The following is a 22,520-nucleotide window of genomic DNA, read 5'->3' on the forward strand; positions in this document are numbered from 1 at the left end:
TGATCCCCCGTTTTCGTACCCGGTGTGCTCAGCGGCCGGAGCCGAGGAACCGCCCGAGCTGGGGCACCGCCTCGCCCGGATGTTTGGCGTGGAAACCCTCGCCGAGCGCCTGCAGCTTCCAGTCGTTGCCGACCCGGTAGACCTTCGACATCGCGATGGCGGTGAACGGCATACCGCCCGCCAGCGAATACCTGGCCAACTCGGCGTTGGTGACGCCGTCGACCATGCGGCAGTAGGCGTTCTGCACCTGTTCGAAGGTGTGCCCCTTGTAGGAGGTGACGATGAACAGCAGCGTGTTGACGTGTGCCGAAACGCGGGTGAGATCGACGAGGATCGTCTCGTCGTCGCCCTCGCCCTCACCGGTCAGGTTGTCGCCCTGATGCCGGATCGAGCCGTCCTTGGAGGTCAGCTGGCCGTAGTAGCAGACATCGACCAGGTTCATATCGGCGAACATCACCACCGACGCGTCGAGATCGATATCGACGGTGCGATTGCTGAACATCTTGGTGCGCACGGGATCCCAGCCGAGGCCCATCTTGACGAAGCTCAGCGCGGCGCCACCCTCCTTGCGGAGGGTGACCTGCTGGCCCTTCGTCAGGCTGACCGGATGGGATCCGATGAGATCGCCGGGGCGCTGCTGCCCCTGTGACGGATAGCCCTGTCCCTGCGGCGGATAGCCTTGCCCTTGTGGCGGATACCCAGGCGCCTGCGGCGGATAGCCGGGCGCGGGCGGCGGATAACCGGTGGCAGGGGCATATTGCGGCACCTGCGGCGGATAAGCGGGCGCGGGCGGCGGATAGGTGGGCGCCTGCTGGGTCGGATAGTCCTGCTGGGCCGGATAACTCGGTGCGGGTTGTGCGGGATATCCCGACTGCGATGGCGCCTCGTCGACCTTCACGCCGTGATCGGTGACCAGCGCGGCGAACCCGCCCGCGTAGCCTTGCCCGACCGCGCGCACCTTCCAACCGCCTTGCCGCCGATACACTTCCAGCGCGATGACGATCGATTCGCTCGTCAAACCCTCGATCCGGTATTCGTACAGCACCTCGCCCACCGAATTCGCCACATGCGCGACCGGTGCGGGGAAACGACCGAAATTGCTGGTGCTGTCGTCGAGGGTGACAACGGCGCGGATCTGATCGATATCCGGCGGCACCGAGTTCAGCGATATCGCGAGCGAGGTCGGTTGCCCGGCGACGGCGGGCAGCAGGTTCACACCGGGGCCGGTGGGTTGGTTGTAGAAGACGAAGTCGGCATCGGATCGGACCTTGCCCCGCTCGGTGACCAGCAGCGCGGACAGATCGGCCGGCGCGGCCAACTGAACGGAGATCACCACGTCGGATACGGTCAGCGGACCGTTCTGGCCCTTGACGAGTGTTGCGGACAAGTTCGACCCTTCGCTTGTCGGTGCGTTCGACTGCCACTCTACGTCGCGTAAAGGTCACCGACAGGGTTCGTCGGGACGGCGCTACGCAGTTCGGTATCCGAAGAATTCGCTGGATTCCCGTTCCGCGCCCTCGGCAAACATCCCGGTTTCCAGGTATTCGGGATGGCGGTCGGCCGGCGATCCGGAATACGCGCGAACGCGGCACCGGAGCGTGGTCCGTTGCCGCATTCGCGCGTATTCCGTTTGTGGATGGCCGATCACCGGGCGCGGCGCACGCCGAGGAATTGCAGTGTGGCGAACGCGCCGACGGTGATCGCCTGCAATACGGTCCACACGCCGCCGACGAGGTTGACGTCGAGCGCGCCCTCGCCGAGCGCCACCAGGGAGAGCACCACCCATGCCGCGTTACCCGAGGCGACCACGCGGGCCGCGGTGCGGTTGATGGTGGCAGGCGCGCTGGTCAGTGCGACGGCGATGCCGTAGATGGTCAGGAAGATGCCGACGGGGATGCCGATCCCGGCGTCGAGGCCGAGCAACGATTCCAGCGGCTTCGCCAGCGCCAGGTAGGCGAGGCCGTTGACGGTGGTGACGACGGCGTCGAGGCGCAGCGAAAGGCGGAGCAGTTGCTGACCGGGGGCGAGCAGGGTGGACAGGTAGCCGGTGGTGGCGGTCATGACGTATTCCTCGAAAGATGAAGTGGATCGGGCGCCCGCGGGCCGGATTGCGTTGCCGGACAACCCGGCCCAGGGCGCAGAGCTGCGCCGGGCCGGTCAGGCGGCGGCGGGAACCTTGTCCAGGAACCCGTAAACCTTTGCGATGCGGCCATTTTCGAGCACGGCGACATCGAAGCCGACCACGATGGCCGGGCCGTCGGCCGGGCCCAGCTCCCAGGTGAAGCGCACCTGGTCGTGGTGGCCGTCGACCGCACCGGCCTGCCGGAACACCAGGCCGGGGAACTGGGCCTGCGCGGCGGCGATGCCCGCGTCGATCTCGGCATGCCCGTTGACGGCCATCAGCGGGTCGACGTAGCTGGCGTCCTCGGTGAACACCCGGGCGACGGCGGCCTGGCGGGCGGCGGCGTCGGTGGTGTTCCATGCTTCCAGGTACTGGGCGACGATCTCGTTCATTTTCAGATCCTTTCGGGCCTCTGAGCTGCGGTTTGTGTCCCTGTCTCGGTGACAGGAACTACGTTATTTCCGCGCCGGGGTGCCCCGAATCAGTCGCCTATAAGTACTTTCCGCCGCGCTATACGTATGTTGATGACAGTCGCCGGAGCATTGAAATCTGATAATCTGATTTTATGAAAGTGATGACCGCAACCGAGGTTGCCCGCAACCTGTCTGCGGTGCTTGACCAGGCCGAACACGGTGAAACGATCTCGATCACTCGCGGAGGTCGGCGTATTGCGCTGTTGGCTCCAGCGACACGAGCCAACGGTGCGGATTTGATTGCCCTGTTCGAGACGCACGAACCCCTCGAAGGGTTTGGCGAGGATGTCGAAGATGCCCGCGGAATGTTGATCGATGAGGTGAGTGCGGAATGGGACGACGCCTGATTCTGGACACCTGCGTGATCATCGCCGCGGAACGGAAGAAGCTCGATCTGTCACGGGTTCTGCTGCAGGACGACGATGTGGCAATTGCGATGATTACCGCGGCTGAGCTGTATTTGGGTGTCGAACTCGCGGACGTGAAACACCAGGGTGCCCGGAAGTCCTTTGTGGACGCCTTTTTGGCGGCAACGCCGATCGAAGACTATTCGCTCGATGTCGCCAAGGAGCATGCGCGAATGATGGCCCATGTTCGCAATGCTGGAAAACCAAGGGGCGCACACGATCTCATAATCGGTGCGACGGCAGCGGCGACGACTCGCACAGTGGTGACCACCGACAAGAAGGCCGACCTGGGAACATTGCCTGGCGTCAACTGCCTGGTCGCTCAGTAGCGACGGCCGGGTTCAGGCGCGAGCGAAGGTTTCCCTGGGGCGGAGGGGCTCCGGGAGCCAGGGGCGCTGGGGGTCGGGGGCGCGGTCGACGATGCCGCCGACCGGGTCGTCGACGAAGTCGCGGCGCACCAGATCCTCCTCGGGTCGGTAGATCTGGCGGACCACCAGGGCGCACAGGCCGATTACCGCCAGGTCGCGCAGGACGACGGTGCCGGTGAACCACTGCTCGGGCAGGCCCTTCTTGTCGATGCCGAGGTAGTAGAACATTCGCGGCACCCACACCAGGGCGTCGATCGTCATCCACGCCAACAGGATTCGCCGGTGTGGCAGCGCGAGTACGGCCAGCGGCACCAACCACAGCGAATACTGCGGGCTCCACACCTTGTTGGTCAGCAGGAAGGCGGCGACCACCAGGAAGCCCAGCTGGGCCAGCCGTGGACGGCGCGGCGCGGTGAGCCCGATATAGGCGATCAGTGCGCAGGCGGTGAGGAAGACCAGCAGCGACACCACGTTCAGGATGGTCGGCGGCTCGGCATGGGTGAGGTTGCCGTCGAAGCCGGACCAGCCGGTGAACGAGGTGATGACGTTGTACACCGAATCCGGATCGGCGTGCCGGGTGGTGTTGAGCCGGAAGAACTCCTGCCAGCCGGGACGGTAGAGCACGGCGATGGGCAGGTTCACCGCGACCCAGGTGGCCACGGCCGCGCCGACAGTGAGCAGCGCGGCGCCCAGCGGGCGGGCAGTGAGCAGCGCGGTGCGGTAAGGGGTTTCACGCAGCCACTGCCGCAGTGCGGCCAGGCTGTCGATATCACGAAGCCGCAGCGCGAGTTTCGCGTTCCAGGTGTCTTCCATCGGATCGGCGCGCAGGCACAGCACCACGATCGGACCGAGCAGCAGCAGCGGATACAGCTTCGCCGCGCCGCCGAGTCCGAGCAGCACCCCGGCCAGCAGCGGCCGCCTGCGCGCCCAGGCGAGCAGGCCGGTCGCGGCGAAAGCCGTTGCCAGCGCGTCGAAATTGGTGAAGATGTGCACGATCACCAGCGGTGAGCAGGCGACCAGCGCGGCATCCCACACCCGCCGCCCGGACAGCAGCGCCGACGCCCAGACCGTCACCAGCCAGGCCAGCGCCAACCCGAAGGCCACCACGTTGAAATAGATGACCACCTGCAGCGCGCCCGGCAGCGGCGACGCGTCCCACGCCTTGGCCACCCGCATCGAAAAGTATTGGTACAGACCGGAAAGCACCGGGTACTCCATGTACCTGGTCTCGACGGTGCCGTCCGTGTCCTTCTCGACCCAGCTCTTCTTGTACGGGAACGCGCCCTCGTTCAACCGCTCGGCACCGTAGAGCGGCACGGTGTCCGAATAGCACATGGCGGTGTATTGACGCCCGTTGTTCCAGTCGAGCGTCAAAGTGCCGTTCCCCGTGCTGGTCTGCTGGATGCAGCCGGCCTTACCGAACCAGCCGAAGGCCAGGAACACCACCGTGAACAGGAACAGCACCCGCATCGGTGTCCAGAACCTGGCCCGCCCGATCAGCGCGTGCTCGCCGACCGGCCCGCCGATGACGTTGCTCAGCTGCGCCGTCACGGAATCGTTGCGGCTCGGCCGATCTCGCGCATCGGCCGACCGCAGATCCGCCGCCAACGGTCCCGGCGAGGCGTACCGCCGCCCATCCGCCGACAACACGACGTCCCGCGGCACGCCCCCATCCATCCGCTGATCCGCCAGTTGCTGATCGGTCACGTCATCCGAGGCTACCGGTTACTGGTGGATGGCTTCGGTGCGCCCGTCGCAGTCGGTTGCCCACCGTCCGGTGGCGCGATCGGCTGGCCCGGCAGCGGGCCCGGATCGGGCTCGTGCGATTGGGAGCGTTGCGGTTCCGGCTGCGGGTTCTGCCGCTGTTGCGGTGGCGCGAACGGGTTTTGCACCGGGCCGAACGGCGTATCGATGGTCGGGGGCAGGTTGATCACCGGCGGCAGGATCGGCTGCTCGGTGGTGGACGGCGGGGTGTAGGGCGCGGTGAACGCGGGCACACCCGCCTGGCCCTGGATCGCTCCCGGCTTCGGGAAGGTCTCGTTCGGCGTGCCCTTGAGGGCGCCGTCCATGGTGGCCTTCCAGATATCCGACGGAATGCCCGAACCGTAGATCATGGCGCCGGTTACGCTGCGCAGCTTGGTGTTGTCGGTGGTGCCGACCCACACCGCGGTGGACAGCGACGGGGTGTAGCCGACCATCCAGGCGTCCTTGTTCTCATCGGTGTCGTTGAGCTGGGCGGTACCGGTCTTGGTCGCGGATTCGCGGCCGCCCGCCAGCTGGTGGTTGCGCGACCACTGGGCGATCGGCTTCATCGCGTCGGTGACGTTGTCGGCGACCACCTGGTCGATGCGCTTCTCACCCGCGACCTCACCGCGGTCGAGCAGGACCTGTCCGTCGGCGTTGACCACCTTCTGCACGAAGTGCGGAGCGTGATAGACGCCGCGGGCCGCCAAAGTCGCGTAGGCGGAGGCCATATCGAGCGGGCGGGCCTGGTACTGGCCGAGCACGATGCCGTTGTTCGGCGGGCTGCCATCCGCTTCGACGAGCGACTTGTTCCCCGGGGTGGGCAGGCCCGGAATGGTTTCCGGGATGCCCAACTTGTGCGCCATGGCCGCGATCTTCTCCGGACCGTTCTGCATCTCCAGCTCCATCCGGTAGAAGCTGGTGTTCAGCGATCGCTTCAGCGCCTCGGCGATGGTGCAGGTACCGCACTGCTCACCCTCGACGTTGGTGATCTTGATGCCGTTCACGGTCAGCGGTGAGCTGTCGTACATCTGCGAAAGCGGTTTGCCCTCGGCCAGATTCTCGGCCAGGCCGAACACCTTGAACGAGGAGCCCGGCTGCAGACCGGCATTCGCGAAATCCCAGCCCTGGCCGTCGTCGCCGCCGAAGTAGGCGCGCACCGCGCCGGTATGCGGATCCACCGACACCGCGGCGGCGCGCAGGTTGTCCTTCTCGCCCTCCATGTACTTGTGCACGGCGTCGACGGCCGCCTGCTGCGCCTTCGGATCGATCGTCGTGGTGATCTGCAAACCCTCTTTGTTGAGCTGCTGTTCGCTGATGCCCGCGGCCGAGAGTTCCTTCAGCACTTGGTTTTTGATCAGACCCTCGGGGCCGGTGTCCAGCGCCTTGTCCCTGGTCTGCGCGATGGGCACCACCTGGGGGAACTGCTGCTTCTGCCGATCGGCCGCCGAGAGCGTGCCGTTCTGCACCATGCCGTCGAGCACGTAGTTCCAGCGTTCCTTGGCCAGATCGGGATTCTTCTCCGGATCGAGTACGGAAGGCTGGCGGATGAGCGCGGCGAGCACCGCGCCCTCGGGCAGCGTCAGCTCGTTCACCGGCTTGTTGAAGTAGGCCTTGGACGCGGCATCGATACCGTAGGCGCCGCGACCGAAGAAGATGGTGTTGAGGTAGGCCGCGAGGATCTGATCCTTACTCCACTTGTTCGCCATCTTCGCGGAGATGATCAGCTCGCGCAGTTTCCGGGTGTACGAGTGCTCGTCACCGACCACCGCGTTCTTCACGTACTGCTGGGTGATGGTGGAACCACCGCCCGCGCTTTCCCGGCCGAGCACGTTATCCCTGGCGGCGCGGATGAAGCCGCTGACGGAGAAGCCCGGATTGGTGTAGAAGTCCCGGTCCTCGGCGGCGATCACCGCGTTGCGCACGTGCGGCGGGATCTGGTCGATCGAGACCTCGCTCCGATTCCCCTGCGGCGGAACGACTTTACTGATGACCGTGGTGCCGTCGGAGGCGAAGATGGATGCCACCTGATCGTTTTTGAGGTCACCCGGCTGGGGTATATCGACAGTTGTATATGCGACAACGCCCGCGACAACACCCACCAGGACGAATGCCAGGCCGACATAGCAGACCCGGCGGACCCAGCGCCACGCCGACTTCTTCTTCTGCTGTCCGGGACCGCGCTTGCCCGGACCGCCCGAGCCGCCGCTCCCGCCGCTCCCGCCGTTCCCGCGCCGGGGCGGCGGACCCGATGGCGGGCCGCTCTGTGCCCTGCGCTCACCGGTGTTCATGCCGTTTTCGGTGCGGCGCACCGCGGGCCGTTCTCCGGTGCCGGGGCGCGCCGCCGCGGGGCGCGGGCCGGTGGCCGGACCGGACCGCCGATTGACGGCCTCGCTCAGCGAACCGCGTTCGATCTTCTGGGTGCCCTGCGGGCCGGGCTGCGGACGTCCCTGCGGCGGGCGGCCCTGTGGACCGCTCTGCGACTGCGGACGCGGACCCTGTGGACCGGGGCCCTGCGGCGGCCGTCCCTGCAGGGGCGGGCCCGGCCTGCGCGGCGGCTGTGGTCCGCGCGGATCACCGGCGAAAGGGCGCGAACCGCCGGGCGGCGGGCCGGGGCGCATGCCGGGCGGTGGACCCGGCCGCGGATTGGGACCTGGCTGTGAGCTTCGCGGAGGACGGCCGCCGTGCGGTTCATCGCCGTAGGGGGAAGTCTCGTAGGGCGAATTCACTGACAAGGTCTCCATAACTCGTAACGGTCTGCGTGCGGTGCGGCCGGAGCCGCTGCGGACACATGACGGCTCCGCATGTCATCCGTGGGATGACCAGGCGCATCATTCGGCGGCGGTGCGCCGGTTCGTGCGGGATCCGCCGCGCCTGCGCGTCGGCGCCGGTGCGGATCCCAATACATAGGACTGCACCAGATGATTCCAGCTGCAGGTCCGGCATACCTCGACGACATGGACCGAGAACTCTTCCCGAGTCTCGGCGAGGCGCATCAGCTCCTCGGGTGTGCGAGCGGATCCGGCCACCGGCCCGAGGTCGTCGCCGTAGACCCAGCTTACGAGCGTGAGCTGTTCCTTCCGGCAGATGGGGCAGGTGACCTCGCTCCCCCGGCCGTGGAACTTCGCCGCCCGCAACAGGTACGGGTTGGCATCACACACCTCGGCGACATCGACACGGCCCGCGTAGACGTCAGCCAGCAGTGATCTGCGCCGGAGCGCGTAGTCCACCACTTGCCGCTGAATTCGCACGAGAACCAGAGTAGCGGGGCCTGCTGTCTACCGCGTCGGGTCTTTGTCGGGCTGTTCTCGGATGTATCGCTCCGATATAGTGGGTGATCGCATCCACCGTTAGGTCCGTTCAATAGTCAGGGGGTGACGCCCGGTGCTCGAGCTGGCAATCCTCGGGCTGCTCCTCGAAGCGCCCATGCACGGTTATGAGCTGCGCAAGCGGCTCACCGGCCTGCTCGGACCGTTTCGGGCCTTCTCCTACGGCTCGCTCTACCCGACGCTGCGCCGCATGCAGGCCGACGGGTTGATCGACGAGGAGAACACCCCCGGTATCACCCGCCGGGCCAGGCGGGTCTACCAACTGACACCGGCCGGACAGGAGCGATTCAAGGAGCTGCTCGCCGACACCGGCCCGCAGAACTACACCGATGACGGCTTCGGCGTTCACCTGGCCTTCTTCAGCCGCACCCCCGCCGAGGCGCGGATGCGGATTCTCGAGGGCAGGCGGCGGCAGGTCGAGGAGCGCCGAGAAGGGTTGCGGGAGGCCATCAAACGAGCCAGCGGCTCGCTGGATCGCTACACCCGCCAGCTCCATCAGCTCGGACTGGAATCAAGCGAGCGCGAAGTGCGCTGGCTCAACGAGTTGATTGCGGCAGAGCAAGCAATCGACGAAGGCGGCACCACAGAAAGAGGGAAATATCGGCCATGAGTGATCTCGAGAACACCACCGAAGTGCGGGTGGCCATCGTCGGTGTCGGCAACTGCGCCTCGTCCCTGGTTCAGGGTGTGCAGTACTACCGCGACGCCGACGAGAAGACCACCGTGCCCGGCCTGATGCACGTGAAGTTCGGCCCCTACCATGTGCGCGACGTGAAATTCGTCGCCGCATTCGACGTCGACGCCAAGAAGGTCGGCTTCGACCTCGCCGAGGCCATCTTCGCCAGCGAGAACAACACCATCAAGATCTCCGATGTGCCGCCCGCCGACGTCGTCGTGCAGCGCGGCCCGACCCTCGACGGCATCGGCAAGTACTACGCCGAAACCATCGAGCTGTCCGAGGCCGAGCCGGTCGACGTGGTGCAGGTCCTGAAGGACGCGAAGGTCGACGTGCTGGTGTCCTACCTGCCGGTGGGTTCCGAGGAGGCCGACAAGTTCTACGCCCAGTGCGCCATCGACGCGGGCGTCGCCTTCGTCAACGCGCTGCCGGTGTTCATCGCCTCCGATCCGGTGTGGGCCGAAAAGTTCCGCGCGGCAGGCGTTCCCATCGTCGGTGACGACATCAAGAGCCAGGTCGGCGCCACCATCACCCACCGCGTCATGGCCAAGCTGTTCGAGGATCGCGGCGTGCAGCTCGACCGCACCATGCAGCTGAACGTCGGCGGCAATATGGACTTCAAGAACATGCTCGAGCGCGAGCGGCTGGAGTCCAAGAAGATCTCCAAGACCCAGGCGGTCACCAGCAACCTGAAGAAGGAGCTCGGCGCCAACGACGTGCACATCGGCCCGTCCGATCACGTCGGCTGGCTCGACGACCGCAAGTGGGCCTATGTCCGGTTGGAGGGCCGCGCCTTCGGTGACGTGCCGCTCAACCTGGAGTACAAGCTCGAGGTGTGGGATTCGCCGAATTCGGCGGGCATCATCATCGACGCGGTGCGCGCGGCCAAGATCGCCAAGGACCGCGGCATCGGCGGCCCCGTCCTCCCGGCCTCGGCCTACCTGATGAAGTCCCCGCCGCAGCAGCTCGCCGACGATATCGCCCGGGCTCAGCTCGAGGCGTTCATCGTGGGAGCCGAGTAGGTTCTGCGGAACAGGCCCCGGAAAACCTTGGTTTTCCGGGGCCGATCCGTATTCAGTCCAGTGAGACGTACACCTCGACCGAGGTCGGTCCGGTGTAGCGCTCGATCTCCGCGGTGTGCGACCGGGTGATGGTGCCCGCGCTCTCCGCCTTGGCGACCTGCGCCCATGCGGTGCGCAGCAGATCGTACGGCTTGTCGGAGACGACGAATTTGGCGTAGCGGCCGGTGGGGATGCGGGTCAGCACATCGCCGGGGTCGAGGTCGTCCAGCCCCTTCACCTCGTAGCCGAGTACCGCGACCGCATGATCGTTCTGGCCGATGTAGGCGGCCACCCTCGGCACGGTCTTCTCCCGCGCCAGGTAGCGATCCCAGGTGAAGTTCACCAGGTCCAGGTCGCGTGCGGTCACCTCACGGCCCGCGAGCGGGACGGTGAGTCCGGCGATCAGGCTTTCGTCCAATGTGACGATTTCGAAGTCCACCACAGTCCGTTCCTACCCGTCGACCTGATCGTCCGCCAACGCCACGAAGACCTCGACGGTCTTCGCCTCGGGATAGTGCTCCCAGTCGCCGGTGTACGCGCGCACGAAGCGGCCCGCCGCCTCGGCGTCCCACACCGCCCGCCACACGCTGACGATGGTGTCGCCCAGATTCTCGCCGCTGGCGATGAACCGGGCGAACCGGCCCGCGGGCACCCTGGCCAGCACATCACCCGGCAGCAGGTCGTCGAGGCTGCGGCAGCGGTAGCCGACGATATGGGTCAGATACGAGTTGATTTCCGGCGCGTGATCGACATATGCGGTGGTCGGCGGGCCGGGCAGGCTGCGCGCGAGATTGCGCTTCCACGCCTCCTCCACCTTCGCGCGCCGCGGTCCCTCGACCGCAAGCGCCGGGCTGCGGAGCACGGTCCCGGCAACCAGCGTCTCGGGTTGGTCAACGACATTGAAATCCACCGGCGTAGCCCCTATGTCTCGTCTGTCTGCATCGGCGGCGCTCCCTGGCCTTTCCTGGCTACGCAGGTACCGCCTCCTGGCCTGTCGTTCGCGCCGCTGTCGTCGCTCGTGCGTCTATCCTTCCGCATCGATGTCGCCGCGGCGGCGTCGGCCCGGTCTGATTTGCGCACTCTGGCAAACGATGCTGCCATGTCATCCGTTCCCTGTGGTCGAGGTGGTCGGAATCACGGTCAGCCCGGCACCGGAATGCTCAGCCCGGGGAAGATTTCCACCTGTTTCGGGGGTGCCGTCGTAGGTGGAATTATGACGACCGGCTCTCGCTGCTGCGGTGGCGGCGGGTTGAGGATGTCGTATGGGCCGCTGCCGGATGGTTGTTTCGGCAACCCGGCCTGACCGGCGACCGGTGCGGGCGCCGGGAACTGTTCGATGGGGGTGCCGTCGAGCGCGCCGTCCATCGTCTGCTTCCAAATATCGCTCGGCATGCCGGATCCGTAGATATCGCCGCCGCGGGCGGTGCGGATCGGTTGCGAGTGTTCGGTGCCGATCCAGACCGCGGTGGACAGCGATGGCGTGAAGCCGACCATCCAGGCGTCCTTGTTGCGGTCCGAGTCGCCGAGCTGGGTGGTGCCGGTCTTGGCGGCCGATGGTCGCCCGCCCGCCAGCTGATGTCCGTTCGAATAGGCCGCGATCGGCGTCATCGCCTGAATGGTGTTCTCCGCGACCGGTTTCGGGATGCGCTGCTGGCCCTGCGGCAGTTGCTCGCCGATCTGGCCCTCGCCGCGATCGAGCAGCACCCGGCCGTCACCGGTGACCACCCGCTGCACGAAGTACGGCTCGTGGTAGACGCCGGAGGCGGCGATGGTCGCGTAGGCCGACGCCATATCGATCGGCCGAACGAGGTACTGGCCCAACACGATTCCATTGAGCGGATGTTCGCCGTTCTCGGTGAGCGTCTCCCCGGCGACGCCGGGGATCTGCTTCGGGATACCCGCCTGATGCGCGGCGTCGGCGATCGCCTTCGGACCGTCGAACATCGACATGGTGAGCCGGTAGAAGCTGGTGTTCAGCGAGCGCTTCAGCGCCTCGGCCATGGTGCACCGGCCGCAGGATTCGCCGTCCACATTGGTGATCTTGGTGCCGCGATCGGTAACCGGCGAACTGTCGATCACCCTGGACAGCGGAATGTTCTGCTGTAGCGCCGCGATTACCGCGAACACCTTGAACGCCGACCCGGTCTGCAGCGGGGCCTGCGCGTAGTCGTAACCCGTTCCGTCGTAGCCGCCGAAGTAGGCGCGCACCGCGCCGGAGCGCGGGTCGATCGACACCACCGCGGCGCGCAACTCGGGCGGCTGCCCGTCGAGCCGGTCGTGCACCGCGCCGAGCGCGGCCTGCTGTGCCTTGGCGTCGATGGTGGTGGTGATCTGCAGTGCGCCGGTGTCGAGTTCGCGCTCGCTGATGCCGGAGGCGCGCAGTTCGCGAACCACCTTGGTGCGGATCAACCCCTCCGGGCCGTGCGCGATATTGTCGTCGGCCACCTCGGTGATCGGGACGACCTGCGGGAAGGTGGTGGCATCGCGATCCGCCGGCGAAAGTTTGCCCATCTCGACCATGGCATCGAGCACATACCGCCAGCGTGCCTGCAGATCGGACAGGTGGGTCTCCGGATCCAGGATCGACGGGGTGCGGATGAGCGCGGCCAGCATCGCGCCCTCGCCGACGGTGAGTTGCGGGACCGGTTTGCCGAAATAGGATTTCGCGGCGGCGGCGATGCCGTACGCGCCGCGACCGTAATAGATGGTGTTGAGGTAGGCGGCGAGTATGTCGTCCTTACTCCACTGCCGCGCCATCTTGGCGGCGATGATCAGCTCACGCATCTTGCGCGTCAGCGTGCGCTCGGAGCCGAGGAAGGCGTTCTTGACGTACTGCTGGGTGATGGTGGAACCGCCGCCCGCGTCCTCGCGGCCGAGCAGGTTGTCCCGGGCCGCGCGCAGGAAGCCGGTGGTCGAATAGCCCGGATTGCCATAGAAATTGCGGTCCTCCGCGGCGATGACCGCGTCGCGGACCGGCTGCGGGACGTCGCTCAACGGGACCGGGGTGCGGTTACCTTCCGGCGGAACGACTTTCGCGATCACCGTGGTGCCGTCGGCGGCCAGGATGGTGGCGATCTGATTGGTCTGCACCGAGGCCGGATCGGGTATCTCGGCGCTCCAGTAGACCAGCACGAAAAGCAGTGCGGGCAATGCCACGAAGATGATGAATAGGGCGAGCGTCAGGCGGCGGATGCGTTCGCCGCGACTGCGCCGCGGCCGGGCCGTCCCGGGACGCGGCGATGCGCCGGGCCGGGTGCCGCTCCAGCGGGCCTGCTGCGGACCGGGCCAGGCCGGTCGCGATTCCGTGGGGTAGCGAGAAGCCTTGGCCGAACCGGTATTCCGCCGCCGACTCGCGCGCGAGGTGGACCGCGCGTTCCAACTGGTGACGAACGTATTGTCCGGTGTGCCCCTGGCACCGTGCTGTCCGCGGTCGCGCCGCTTGCGGAACGAACTCACGACCCCACCTCGCCGGCGTTCGGGCGCGCGACACGCCGCGTCGATGGTTCGCTCGCAAGCTCGTTCACGACCTGATCTCCCTCCGGAGCGTCGGTAAAACTCACCTGGACGGAAACATTTACGCCAATTCAGGGCACGATGCGCTCGACTTTACCGCTCGGAGCCGACCGGCGATGTTAACACCGCTGCGCGGCGGTCACCGTGTTTTCACATACTCGCCGGAAATGTCGCTTCCGTGCCGGTCCGCACGAACGACGAACGCCGGAATCCGCTGCGCACAGCGGATTCCGGCGTTCGGTAGGGGCTGGTCAGCTCTTCACGCCACCGGCGGTCAAACCGGAGATGATGCGGCGCTGGAACAGCAGCACCATGATCACCAGCGGCACCGTGACCATGGTGCCCGCCGCCATGATCGCCGCATATGGGATGGCGTGCGGATCGTTGCCGGAGAACCGGGCGATCGCGACGGTCACCGGTTCGGTCCGGTCGTTGGACAGCAGCCGCGAGAGCAGGTACTCGTTCACCGCGGCGATGAAAGCCAGGATGGCCGTTGTGAATATGGCGGGCGCGGCCAGCGGCAGCATCACCAGCCGGAAGGCCTGCAGCTTGCTCGCACCATCGATGCGCGCCGCCTCCTCGAGCTCCCACGGCAGTTCGGAGAAGAACGAGGACAGTACGTAGACGGTCATCGGCAGTACGAACGAGATGTTCGGAATGATCATCGCCTGGTACTGGCCGATCCAGCCGAGGTCGGTGAACAGCTGGAACAGCGGGGTCACCAGCACGACCACCGGGAACATCGATGCGCTCAGGATCAGCCCGGACACCAGGTACTTGCCGCGGAATCCGATGCGCGCCAACGCATATGCCGCCATGACACCGACCAGCAGCGCGATGGCGGTGGTGATCGATCCGATGATCAGGCTGTTGATCAGCGCCTTGCCGAAGTTGTTGCCGCGGCTGGTGTCGAAGGCATTGCTGAAGTTGGCCCAGGTGAGGTGGGTCGGCCACGGCGTGTTGTCGAAGGTGTACGCCTCGTCGCGGAACGCGGTGACGGCCATCCAGTAGAACGGCCCGAGCCCCCACACCAGGATGATCAGCGCGCCGACGTAGACGCGCAGCGAACCGAGTCGCTTGGTCCACGGAATCGACTGCGCGACAGTGGGTTCGGCGGTGGTCGTGGTCATATCAGTGCGCCTCCCGCTGCGCTTCCTGGGTCCGGACGGCGTTCGCGCCCAAGACCTTCACCAGCACGAAGGCCACCGCGAAGATCATCAGGAAGGTGAGGGTGGACAGTGCCGCCGCGCTGTTCGGGCCCTGCCGCACCTGATCGACGACCAGGATCGAAACGGTGCGGGTGCTCGGATTGCCCAGCGTCATGATCGCGGGCAGGTCGTACAGCCGCAGCGCGTCCATCGTGCGGAACAGCACCGCGACCAGCAGCGCGGGTTTCAACAGCGGCAGGGTGATCTGGGTGAACCGCTGCCAGGCCGAGGCGCCGTCCACCCTGGCCGCCTCGTACACGTCGCCCGGAATCACCTGCAGGCCCGCCAGAATCAGCAGCGCCATGAACGGGGTGGTCTTCCACACGTCGGCGACGATCACCGCGACCCGCGAGAAGAACGGGTCTGTCGTCCACAGGATGTGCGTACCGAGCACCCGGTTCACCACGCCGTTGTACTGGAACATGAACTCCCACAACCGCGCGGTCACCGCGGTCGGGATGGCCCATGGGATGAGCACCGCGGCGCGCAGCAGCGCCCGGCCGCGGAAGGTCTTACCCATGATCATCGCCATGCCGAGGCCGATGGTGGCCTCCAGCGTCACCGTGACCACCGCGAACAGCAGGGTGACGCCGATCGAGGACCAGAACGCCGAACCGAGATTGCCGGTCGGGCAGGACGTCGTCTCACCCGCGACCTGGCATTGCTGCAGCAGCCAGTGGGTGTAGTTCGAGAAGCCGGCGCTGCCGCCCTCGACGAACATCCCGGTCGCCTGATCGAGTCCGGAGTCCTTCTGGAAGGACATCCAGATCGCCCGGGCGACCGGGTAGCCGACCACGACGGCCAGCGCGATGAGCACCGGCGTCACGAAAAGCCATGCCCGGCCCGAGCGCCGCAGTTCCAAAACAAATGCCGACGCGCGTGACGCCGTTCCCGAAGGATCCGACACCGTTATCTCTCTCCTACGGGTTGGTCGGGTCCGCTGATCATTCCGTCAGCTTACGATCCCGCCGCCGAAATGCCCTTTTCCATTCCGGTGATGGCGTCGTCGACCGATTTGGTGCCCTGCAGTGCCGCATAGGCATTGTCCTGGATGGCCTTCGAAACGGCCGAGTAGAACGGGGTGACCGGGCGCGGAACGGCGCTGGCGATCGACTCCTTGAGCGCAGGCAGGTACGGCATCTTGGCGATGAGGGCCGGGTCGTCGTACTGCGATGCGCGCACCGAGGGCAGTGCGCCGGTCGCGACGATGTGCTGGGCGTCCTCACTGATCAGGAAGCGCAGGAAGTCCAGCGCCGTCGCCTTGTGCTTGGAGTACACGCTGATGGCCGCGTTGTAGCCGCCGAGCGTCGAGGCGCCGACGCCGTTCTCGCCGGGCAGCGGCGCGACGCCGAACTTGTCCTTCACCGCGGAGGCATCGCTACCGGCCGGGCCGTAGAAGCTCGGCCAGGTGCGCAGGAACAGCAGCTTGCCCTGTTCGAAGGCGTCCTGGCTCTCCGGCTCCTTGTAGGTGATGGCTTCCTTGGGGATGTCGCCGTTCTTGTACGCGTCGACCAGCGTCTTCAGCCCGTTCTTGGACTGCTGGCTGTTCACCGTCGGCTTGCGGCCGTCGGGACCGACGAAGCTGCCGCCGAATGCGTTGATCACCTCGGCGACATTCACCGTCAGACCCTCGTAGGACGCGAATTGCCCTGCGTAGCAGCCGATATTGTGCTGCTGTGCGATCTGGCAGTCGCCGAGCATTTCCTTCCAGGTCTTCGGCGGGGTCGGCACCAGGTCCTTGCGGTAGTACAGCAGGCCGCCGTTGGTGTTCCGCGGCGCGGCGTACAGCGTGCCGTTGTAGGTGGCACTGGTGACCGGCGGCTGCAGCAGCGCCGAGGTGTCGATCGAGAAATTGTCCTTCAGCGGCTGGATCCAGCCCTTGGCCGCGAACTCCGCGGTCCACGGCACGTCGAGCGCGACGACGTCGTAGCTGGACTGCTTGGAGCGCATGTGCTCGACCAGGTCGTCGTACTGCTGCGAGGCGTCGTTCGACTGCTCCTTGAACGTCACCTGCTCGCTCGGATGCGCGGCGTTCCAGCGCTCGATGAGCTGTTTGACAGCACCGGTTTCGGTGGTGTCCTTGCCCTCCACATAGGTGATCGGGCCGCGGTCGTTCAGGTTCTGGCTCTGCGGGTTTCCGCCGCTGTTGCTGGAGCAGGCGGTGAACATCGGCGTCAACAACGCCGCCGCGGCCACCACACCCGCGACTCGCGGTACGTGCGACCAACGTAGGGACTTCTTCAAGGCCATCGCGAACTCTCCAGTATCGAGACGTGAGCAGCAGCACACCCAATGCCGGTGCACAAGGCAAGATACATGGTGTTCATCTGCCTTGTCGGAATTGCACTGGAAAGTCTGGCTAATCTGGCTGTCGATGACTTCGCCCAACGCGGTTCCCGACCGGATGCTCACCCGCATCGGCGGGCTCTTGCGCCAGGCCGAATCGACCGATAACGAGCACGAGGCCGAGGCGTTTCTCGCGGCGGCGCAACGGCTCGCCACCCGGTCGTCGATCGACCTGGCGGTGGCGCGTGCGCACGTCGCGGGCCGGGAGCGGCGGCCGACGCCGGTGCAGCGGGTGATCCCGATCGGTGAGCCGGGCAAGAAGGGATTGCGAACCTACGTCCAGCTTTTCGTGGCCATCGCGCACGCGAACGACGTGCGCTGTGATGTTGCCCGCACCTCGACCCAGGTCTACGCGTACGGATTCGATTCCGATATCGATACGTGCGAGGCGCTTTACACCAGCCTGCTCGTGCAGATGGTCAGAGCCTCGGATCATTACATCAAATCCGGGCAGTACCGGTCCGCGACCGTCGAGAAGATCGTTGTCGAAAGGCGTTGGGGCAGAACGGTTGAGCGGCGGGTGCAGGCGCCGGTGGCGGCGGTGACGGCACGGCTCAACTTCCAGATGGCCTTCGCCGCGCGCATCGGCAAGCGGTTGGCCGAGGTGAAGGCCGAGGTCGAGGCGGAGGCGGTGCCCGAGGCCGCCGGATCGACCGGCACCGCACTCGCCTTGCGCAACAAGGAGATCGAGCTCACCGACTTCTATCGGAGCACCTCGGAGGCGCGGGGCACCTGGCGCGGACCGGCCGCGTCGGCGGGGCATTCGGCGGCGGCGCGGCGAGCCGGTGACCGGGCGGGCAAGGCGGCGCGATTGGGAAATGCGCCCGAACTCGGTTCCGCCAGGGGACAATTGACGTCGGGGAGCGACGGGTAGTGCGGGATGCGCAGCGCGCCAAGGTGTATGACGCCGAACAGTTGGTACGTGGGGTTTTCGATCGGGCCGACGAATACGGCAACCGCACCGTCGAGCTGTACGGTTCGCAGCTGACCTTGCCGATCGAGCGCCGGTTCGCGTCGGTCGCGTCGGTGCAGAGCTACGCCGACAAGGTGTTGGCCTTGAATTGGGTTCGGGCGCAATGGGAGCGGGCCGCGGTAACGGTTCGGGTGCGCGCTCGCGCCGGTGCGACGGCGGCGCACTACGAGACGGCCGATGGGGTGCTCGCCGTCCCGTTGCACTCCGGCGGAACCGCCTGGGCGCTACGGGAACTCGTCGTGCTGCACGAGCTGACCCATCACCTGGAGCCGGATCCCGCCGGGGTCGCCCCGCACGGGCCCGAATTCTGTTCGCGGTATCTCGAATTGGTCGATGGCGTGATCGGGCCGGAGGCCGCGCTGCTGCTGCGCACCACGATGCTCGGGTGCGGGGTGGAGATCGGTTGATCCGCGTGCCATTCGGTTTCGGCCGGACCGGTCTGTCGAGTCCATTGCCGCTCTGTCGGGAAGCGGAATGGCATTGCGTCACGCGACTGTTCGGCTACTTTGCCGGAAGCAGGATTTCTTGGGCGAGCGGGAGCACCCGGTTCAGTCGCCGGTGCCACCAGTCGACTCGCTCGGGATCGGGATGACGGTACTTCTCGATCAGGCCAGGGTCGGGGGTCGGGGCGGTGCGTGGCACGGTGAGGTAGCCATCGACCTGGCGCAGGGAGTCGGTCACCAGATCACCGGTGAACAGGGATAAAGTGCCCAGGCCGCAGGCGAATTCGAGTTCGGGCAGCGCCGCGGCCAGCGCCAGTTGCGCGGCCAGCCCGACGCTGGTCTCCAACGCCGAGGAGACGACGCAGGGCAGTCCGGCCGCTGCCGCCACCCGGAGGGCGCGCCGAACCCCGCCCAGCGGCGTGCATTTGATAACCGCGATATCGGCGGCGCCCGCCACCGCGACCCGCAGCGGATCCTCCGCGCGACGGATGGATTCGTCGGCGGCGATGCGGACATCCACCCGGCGACGCACCTCCGCGAGTTCATCGATGGTGCGGCATGGTTGCTCGACGTATTCCAAACCGCCTGCGGCCCGGTCGATTTCCCGGATATTGGCGACCGCGGTTTCGACATCCCACACCGCGTTGGCATCCACCCGGACCGCACCGGCTGGTCCCAGCGCATCCCTGACCGCCTCGACCCGGGCCAGATCCTCGGACAGCGAATCCGGGTGGTCGGCGATCTTCACCTTGGCGGTGCGGCAGCCCGAACCGGTGACGATGGCGTGCGCGCGCTCCGGATCCACCGCGGGCACCGTGCAATTGACCGGAATCCGGTCGCGCACCGGCTCCGGCCACCCGACGGCGATCTGTTCGAGCGCGGTGGCCAGCCAGCCCGCCGCCTCCCGATCGTCGTACTCCGGGAACGGGCAGAATTCACCCCAGCCGAGCGGACCCTCGATCAGCATCCCCTCCCGCACGGTGATGCCGCGGAAGCGGGTCCGCAGCGGGACGGCGTATACGAGGCTGGCGGTCGGCTCGATCATCGCCGCCAGCTTAACGGGCGCAGCCGTGCGCATGGCCGGAGCGGATGCCCAGCGTCAGGTCAGCGGAATTCGGCTACGTGGTCGATTGCCCACTGGGCGAAGGTGCGTGCCGGTTTGCCGGTCACCGATTCGGCGGTGGGGCCGACCGGGCTCGGTCCGGTTCCCGCCTTCGCCCACAGGTCGAGCACCGGTTGCCAGTAGAACTCCTTGGCCTGCTCGTAGCTCAGTTCGACCAGCTCGACCGGTTCGCCCAGCGCGGCGGCGATGGCGTCGACCTGCTGGCGGTGCGTCAGCGATTCGGGCCCGGTGAGCGGATAGATCTTGCCCGCGTGCGCCGGGTCGTCCAGCGCGGCGATCGCGGCATCGGCCATATCGGCCTCGTGGATGGGGGTGAGCTGCAGATCCGGGAAGGGAAGGCGCACAACGCGTTCGGCCTTGATCGAAGGGAACCACTGCCGGGCATTGGCGGCGAAGGCGCCCGGCCGCAGGATGGTCACCGGCAGCCCCGATTCGAGCAGCGGCCGCTCGACCACGAGATGTCTTGCGCCGATGGGGTTTTGGTCGTTCGCCGCGGCGATCGACGACAGCAGCACGATATGTTCGATGCCTGCGGACCGCGCCCCGGCGATGAAGTTCTCGATGCCCTCGTGCAGCGCGTACAGGAAGACTTTGTCCACGCCGTCGAGCGCGGCCGCGACCGCGTCCGGGTCGGTGAAGTCGAGACCGATCAGCTCGACACCGTCCGGCAGTTCAACTCGGTCCGGGTGCGAGCTGCTGGCCCGCACGGGTTTTCCGGCCGAGCGCAGCGTTTGGATGACGGTGCGGCCGACGCCGCCACCGGCGCCGGTGACCAGGTAGGTCATGTTCGTGCTCCTTGTTCGTTGGATTCGGCGAGATGAGAGATGATGCGGCGCAGCTGTTCGCCGTAGTGCCGTTCGAATTCCGGTGTCTGCGGGTCGATTCCGAAGAGCGTGCGCACCTGGGCCGGTAACAGCGCCGGTGCGGCGACCATGCCGAGGATGGCGAGTTGGTAGGCGGCCGGGTCGAGGTCGGCGGCGATTTCACCGCGCCGCTGGCGGGTTCGGGCCTCGGCCAGGTCGGTTTCGGTGATCGGGGTGATACCGGGCGGGGTTTCGGCGTCGGACAGCCCGCGCCACATGAGCAGGCGCAGGCCGCGCGGGTCGTGCAGCACATGGCTGAGGTAGCGCAGTACGACATCGGCGAGCGGCAGCCCGGGATCGTCGATATCGCGTTCCTGCTCCTGCCAGTGCTGCTGTAGCGCCGTGTACAGCCCGGCCTTGCCGCCGAAGTAGTAGGTGATCAGCTGCTTGTTCACACCCGCCCGTGCGGCGATTTCGCTCACCCGCGCTCCGGCGTAACCGTGCGCGGCGAACTCGTCGAGGGCCGCCTCCAGCAGGCAGCGCTTGGTGCGTTCGGCATCGCGCACACGGTCGGCGGGTTCGGGGGTTCGATGGGCGGGCACATCCGCAGCGTAACGCGGTATTTTACAAATGGCTAATTAATTTAGATGTACTGTTGATAGCCTGGAATGTGCTGAACCGTACTGGGTTCGGCGTGGACATGCGAAGGCGCGGCGTCCGGCCCATGGACCGTACGCCGCGCCTCGGCGGCTCAAATGCGTTCGTAGATGGTGGCGTTCGCCAAACCGCCTGCCTCGCACATGGTTTGCAGGCCGTAGCGAGCGCCGCGATCGCGCATCGCGTGCACCAGAGTGGTGGCCAGCCGTGCGCCCGACGCGCCGAGCGGGTGGCCGATGGCGATGGCGCCGCCGTTGACGTTCACCTTGCGCATATCGGCGCCGGTTTCGTGCGCCCAGGCCAGCACCACCGGGGAGAAGGCCTCGTTGATCTCCACCAGATCGATATCGGACAGCTGAAGTCCGGCCCGCCGCAACACCTTTCGCGTGGCCGGAATTGGTGCGGTGAGCATCAGCAGCGGATCGTCGGCGGCCACCGCGAAACTGTGCACCCGGGCCAGCGGCTTCAGTCCGAGCTCCGCGGCGCGTTCGCTGGTCATGATCAGAACCGCCGCGCTGCCGTCGTTGATCGGGCTGGCCGATGCCGCGGTGATCCGCCAGTCGATCTGTGGGAAGCGTTCGGCCATCGCGGGGTCGTAGTATGCGGGCTTCAGCCCGGCGAGGGTTTCCAGTGTGCTGCCGACTCGGATCCCCTCATCGGTCTGCAGCCCGTTGATCGGCGCGAGCTCGCGGGTGAACAATCCGTTTTTCGTTGCCAGCGCGGCCTTTTCGTGGCTCCACAGGGCGAACTCGTCGAGTTGGGTCCGGGTCAATCCCCATTTTGCCGCGATCAGTTCGGCGCTGATGCCCTGCCCGACCCAGCCCTGCGGATAGCGCGCGGCGAATCCGGCTCCGTTCGGATCATCGGAGCCGATCAGGTTGGCGCCCATCGGAACTCGGCCCATCGATTCCACGCCCGCCGCGATGACGATGTCGTAGGCCCCGGCGATAACGCCCTGTGCGGCGAAGTGGATGGCCTGCTGACTGCTGCCGCACTGGCGGTCGACTGTCGTCGCGGGCACCGATTCCGGAAAGCCCGCGGCCAGCACCGCCCGGCGGGTCATATTCATGCCCTGCTCGCCGACCTGGGTGACGATGCCGCCGATGACGTCGTCGACCAGCGCCGGATCGATACCGCTGCGGTCGATCAACGCGCGCAGGCTGTGCGCGAGCAGATCCACCGCGTTGACATCGTGCAGCGCGCCATTGGGCTTGCCCTTGCCGATGGGGGTGCGCACCGCCTCGACGATCACCGCGTCTCTCATGGCGTTTCCTT

At 66.7% G+C, this 22,520-nt stretch carries 22 protein-coding genes; 6 read left to right on the plus strand and 16 right to left on the minus strand.

Features of this window, described 5'->3' with window-relative positions:
- Window positions 1-28 precede the first annotated feature (28 nt).
- From LGY53_RS07160 to LGY53_RS07170, 3 genes are all read right to left on the minus strand, one after another.
- Entirely contained in the window at window positions 29-1,387 is a 1,359-nt protein-coding gene (locus LGY53_RS07160) for a TerD family protein (RefSeq protein WP_225725846.1), read from the minus strand.
- Between the two features lie 257 nt (window positions 1,388-1,644).
- Entirely contained in the window at window positions 1,645-2,061 is a 417-nt protein-coding gene (locus LGY53_RS07165) for a hypothetical protein (RefSeq protein ID WP_225725847.1), read from the minus strand.
- 96 nt (window positions 2,062-2,157) lie between these two features.
- Window positions 2,158-2,514 carry a nuclear transport factor 2 family protein gene (locus LGY53_RS07170; RefSeq protein WP_225725848.1) on the minus strand — a complete coding sequence of 119 codons (357 nt, stop codon included), beginning with the start codon at window positions 2,512-2,514 and terminating at the stop codon, window positions 2,158-2,160.
- 173 nt (window positions 2,515-2,687) lie between these two features.
- Between LGY53_RS07170 and LGY53_RS07175 the strand changes: the two genes are divergently transcribed.
- Together LGY53_RS07175 and LGY53_RS07180 are read left to right on the plus strand one after the other, a co-directional pair.
- The gene (locus LGY53_RS07175) at window positions 2,688-2,942 is read left to right on the plus strand and encodes a type II toxin-antitoxin system Phd/YefM family antitoxin (protein WP_225725849.1); all 255 of its coding nucleotides are present in this window, start codon (window positions 2,688-2,690) and stop codon (window positions 2,940-2,942) included.
- On the plus strand, window positions 2,927-3,331 hold the full coding sequence (locus tag LGY53_RS07180; protein WP_225725850.1) for a PIN domain-containing protein: 405 nt from the start codon (window positions 2,927-2,929) through the stop codon (window positions 3,329-3,331). Before LGY53_RS07175 ends, LGY53_RS07180 begins: the two co-directional genes overlap by 16 nt.
- A 12-nt stretch (window positions 3,332-3,343) precedes the next feature.
- Here LGY53_RS07180 and LGY53_RS07185 read toward each other — a convergent pair whose 3' ends face one another.
- The 3 genes from LGY53_RS07185 to LGY53_RS07195 form a co-directional block, all read right to left on the minus strand.
- Window positions 3,344-5,047, minus strand: coding sequence for a glycosyltransferase family 87 protein (locus LGY53_RS07185; RefSeq protein ID WP_225726261.1), 1,704 nt, complete (start codon window positions 5,045-5,047; stop codon window positions 3,344-3,346).
- A 41-nt stretch (window positions 5,048-5,088) separates the two neighbouring features.
- On the minus strand, window positions 5,089-7,734 hold the full coding sequence (locus LGY53_RS07190; RefSeq protein ID WP_374111139.1) for a transglycosylase domain-containing protein: 2,646 nt from the start codon (window positions 7,732-7,734) through the stop codon (window positions 5,089-5,091).
- A 210-nt stretch (window positions 7,735-7,944) separates the two neighbouring features.
- Window positions 7,945-8,364, minus strand: coding sequence for a DUF5318 domain-containing protein (locus tag LGY53_RS07195; RefSeq protein WP_167478752.1), 420 nt, complete (start codon window positions 8,362-8,364; stop codon window positions 7,945-7,947).
- A gap of 133 nt (window positions 8,365-8,497) precedes the next feature.
- On the opposite strand from LGY53_RS07195, the gene LGY53_RS07200 reads away from it, so the two are divergent.
- Entirely contained in the window at window positions 8,498-9,052 is a 555-nt protein-coding gene (locus tag LGY53_RS07200) for a PadR family transcriptional regulator (protein WP_167478751.1), read from the plus strand.
- Window positions 9,049-10,140 (plus strand): inositol-3-phosphate synthase, encoded by a 1,092-nt coding sequence (locus LGY53_RS07205; RefSeq protein WP_225725851.1) that lies wholly within the window; start codon window positions 9,049-9,051, stop codon window positions 10,138-10,140. Before LGY53_RS07200 ends, LGY53_RS07205 begins: the two co-directional genes overlap by 4 nt.
- A gap of 52 nt (window positions 10,141-10,192) precedes the next feature.
- Here the strand turns inward: LGY53_RS07205 and LGY53_RS07210 are convergent, their stop codons facing one another.
- The 6 genes from LGY53_RS07210 to LGY53_RS07235 form a co-directional block, all read right to left on the minus strand.
- Window positions 10,193-10,621, minus strand: a complete 429-nt coding sequence (locus LGY53_RS07210) for a GyrI-like domain-containing protein (RefSeq protein ID WP_225725852.1) — start codon at window positions 10,619-10,621, stop codon at window positions 10,193-10,195.
- 9 nt (window positions 10,622-10,630) lie between these two features.
- A complete protein-coding gene (locus LGY53_RS07215) occupies window positions 10,631-11,089 on the minus strand; it encodes a GyrI-like domain-containing protein (protein WP_167478749.1) in 459 nt (152 codons plus the stop codon).
- 230 nt (window positions 11,090-11,319) lie between these two features.
- A complete protein-coding gene (locus LGY53_RS07220; RefSeq protein ID WP_225725853.1) occupies window positions 11,320-13,635 on the minus strand; it encodes a transglycosylase domain-containing protein in 2,316 nt (771 codons plus the stop codon).
- A gap of 308 nt (window positions 13,636-13,943) precedes the next feature.
- Entirely contained in the window at window positions 13,944-14,822 is an 879-nt protein-coding gene (locus LGY53_RS07225; RefSeq protein WP_225725854.1) for a carbohydrate ABC transporter permease, read from the minus strand.
- A 1-nt stretch (window position 14,823) separates the two neighbouring features.
- Entirely contained in the window at window positions 14,824-15,807 is a 984-nt protein-coding gene (locus tag LGY53_RS07230) for a carbohydrate ABC transporter permease (protein WP_374111140.1), read from the minus strand.
- Window positions 15,808-15,857: 50 nt separating this feature from the next.
- Window positions 15,858-17,150 (minus strand): ABC transporter substrate-binding protein, encoded by a 1,293-nt coding sequence (locus tag LGY53_RS07235; RefSeq protein ID WP_225725855.1) that lies wholly within the window; start codon window positions 17,148-17,150, stop codon window positions 15,858-15,860.
- Between the two features lie 124 nt (window positions 17,151-17,274).
- Between LGY53_RS07235 and LGY53_RS07240 the strand changes: the two genes are divergently transcribed.
- Together LGY53_RS07240 and LGY53_RS07245 are read left to right on the plus strand one after the other, a co-directional pair.
- On the plus strand, window positions 17,275-18,120 hold the full coding sequence (locus LGY53_RS07240; RefSeq protein WP_225725856.1) for a DUF2786 domain-containing protein: 846 nt from the start codon (window positions 17,275-17,277) through the stop codon (window positions 18,118-18,120).
- Window positions 18,120-18,626, plus strand: a complete 507-nt coding sequence (locus LGY53_RS07245; RefSeq protein ID WP_225725857.1) for a TIGR04338 family metallohydrolase — start codon at window positions 18,120-18,122, stop codon at window positions 18,624-18,626. Before LGY53_RS07240 ends, LGY53_RS07245 begins: the two co-directional genes overlap by 1 nt.
- A gap of 94 nt (window positions 18,627-18,720) precedes the next feature.
- On the opposite strand, the gene LGY53_RS07250 is transcribed toward LGY53_RS07245, so the two are convergent.
- From LGY53_RS07250 to LGY53_RS07265, 4 genes are all read right to left on the minus strand, one after another.
- A complete protein-coding gene (locus tag LGY53_RS07250) occupies window positions 18,721-19,707 on the minus strand; it encodes an o-succinylbenzoate synthase (RefSeq protein ID WP_225725858.1) in 987 nt (328 codons plus the stop codon).
- 59 nt (window positions 19,708-19,766) lie between these two features.
- Window positions 19,767-20,570, minus strand: coding sequence for an SDR family oxidoreductase (locus LGY53_RS07255; protein WP_225725859.1), 804 nt, complete (start codon window positions 20,568-20,570; stop codon window positions 19,767-19,769).
- Complete coding sequence (locus LGY53_RS07260; RefSeq protein WP_225725860.1) at window positions 20,567-21,190, minus strand: TetR/AcrR family transcriptional regulator; 624 nt, start codon at window positions 21,188-21,190, stop codon at window positions 20,567-20,569. The genes LGY53_RS07255 and LGY53_RS07260 overlap by 4 nt, the downstream gene beginning before the upstream one ends.
- A gap of 149 nt (window positions 21,191-21,339) precedes the next feature.
- Window positions 21,340-22,509, minus strand: coding sequence for a thiolase family protein (locus LGY53_RS07265; protein ID WP_225725861.1), 1,170 nt, complete (start codon window positions 22,507-22,509; stop codon window positions 21,340-21,342).
- Between the last annotated feature and the right edge of the window lie 11 nt (window positions 22,510-22,520).

The sequence above is a fragment of the Nocardia sp. JCM 34519.1 genome (genome assembly GCF_020361265.1).
GTDB classification, from domain to species: Bacteria; Actinomycetota; Actinomycetes; order Mycobacteriales; family Mycobacteriaceae; genus Nocardia; species Nocardia arthritidis_A.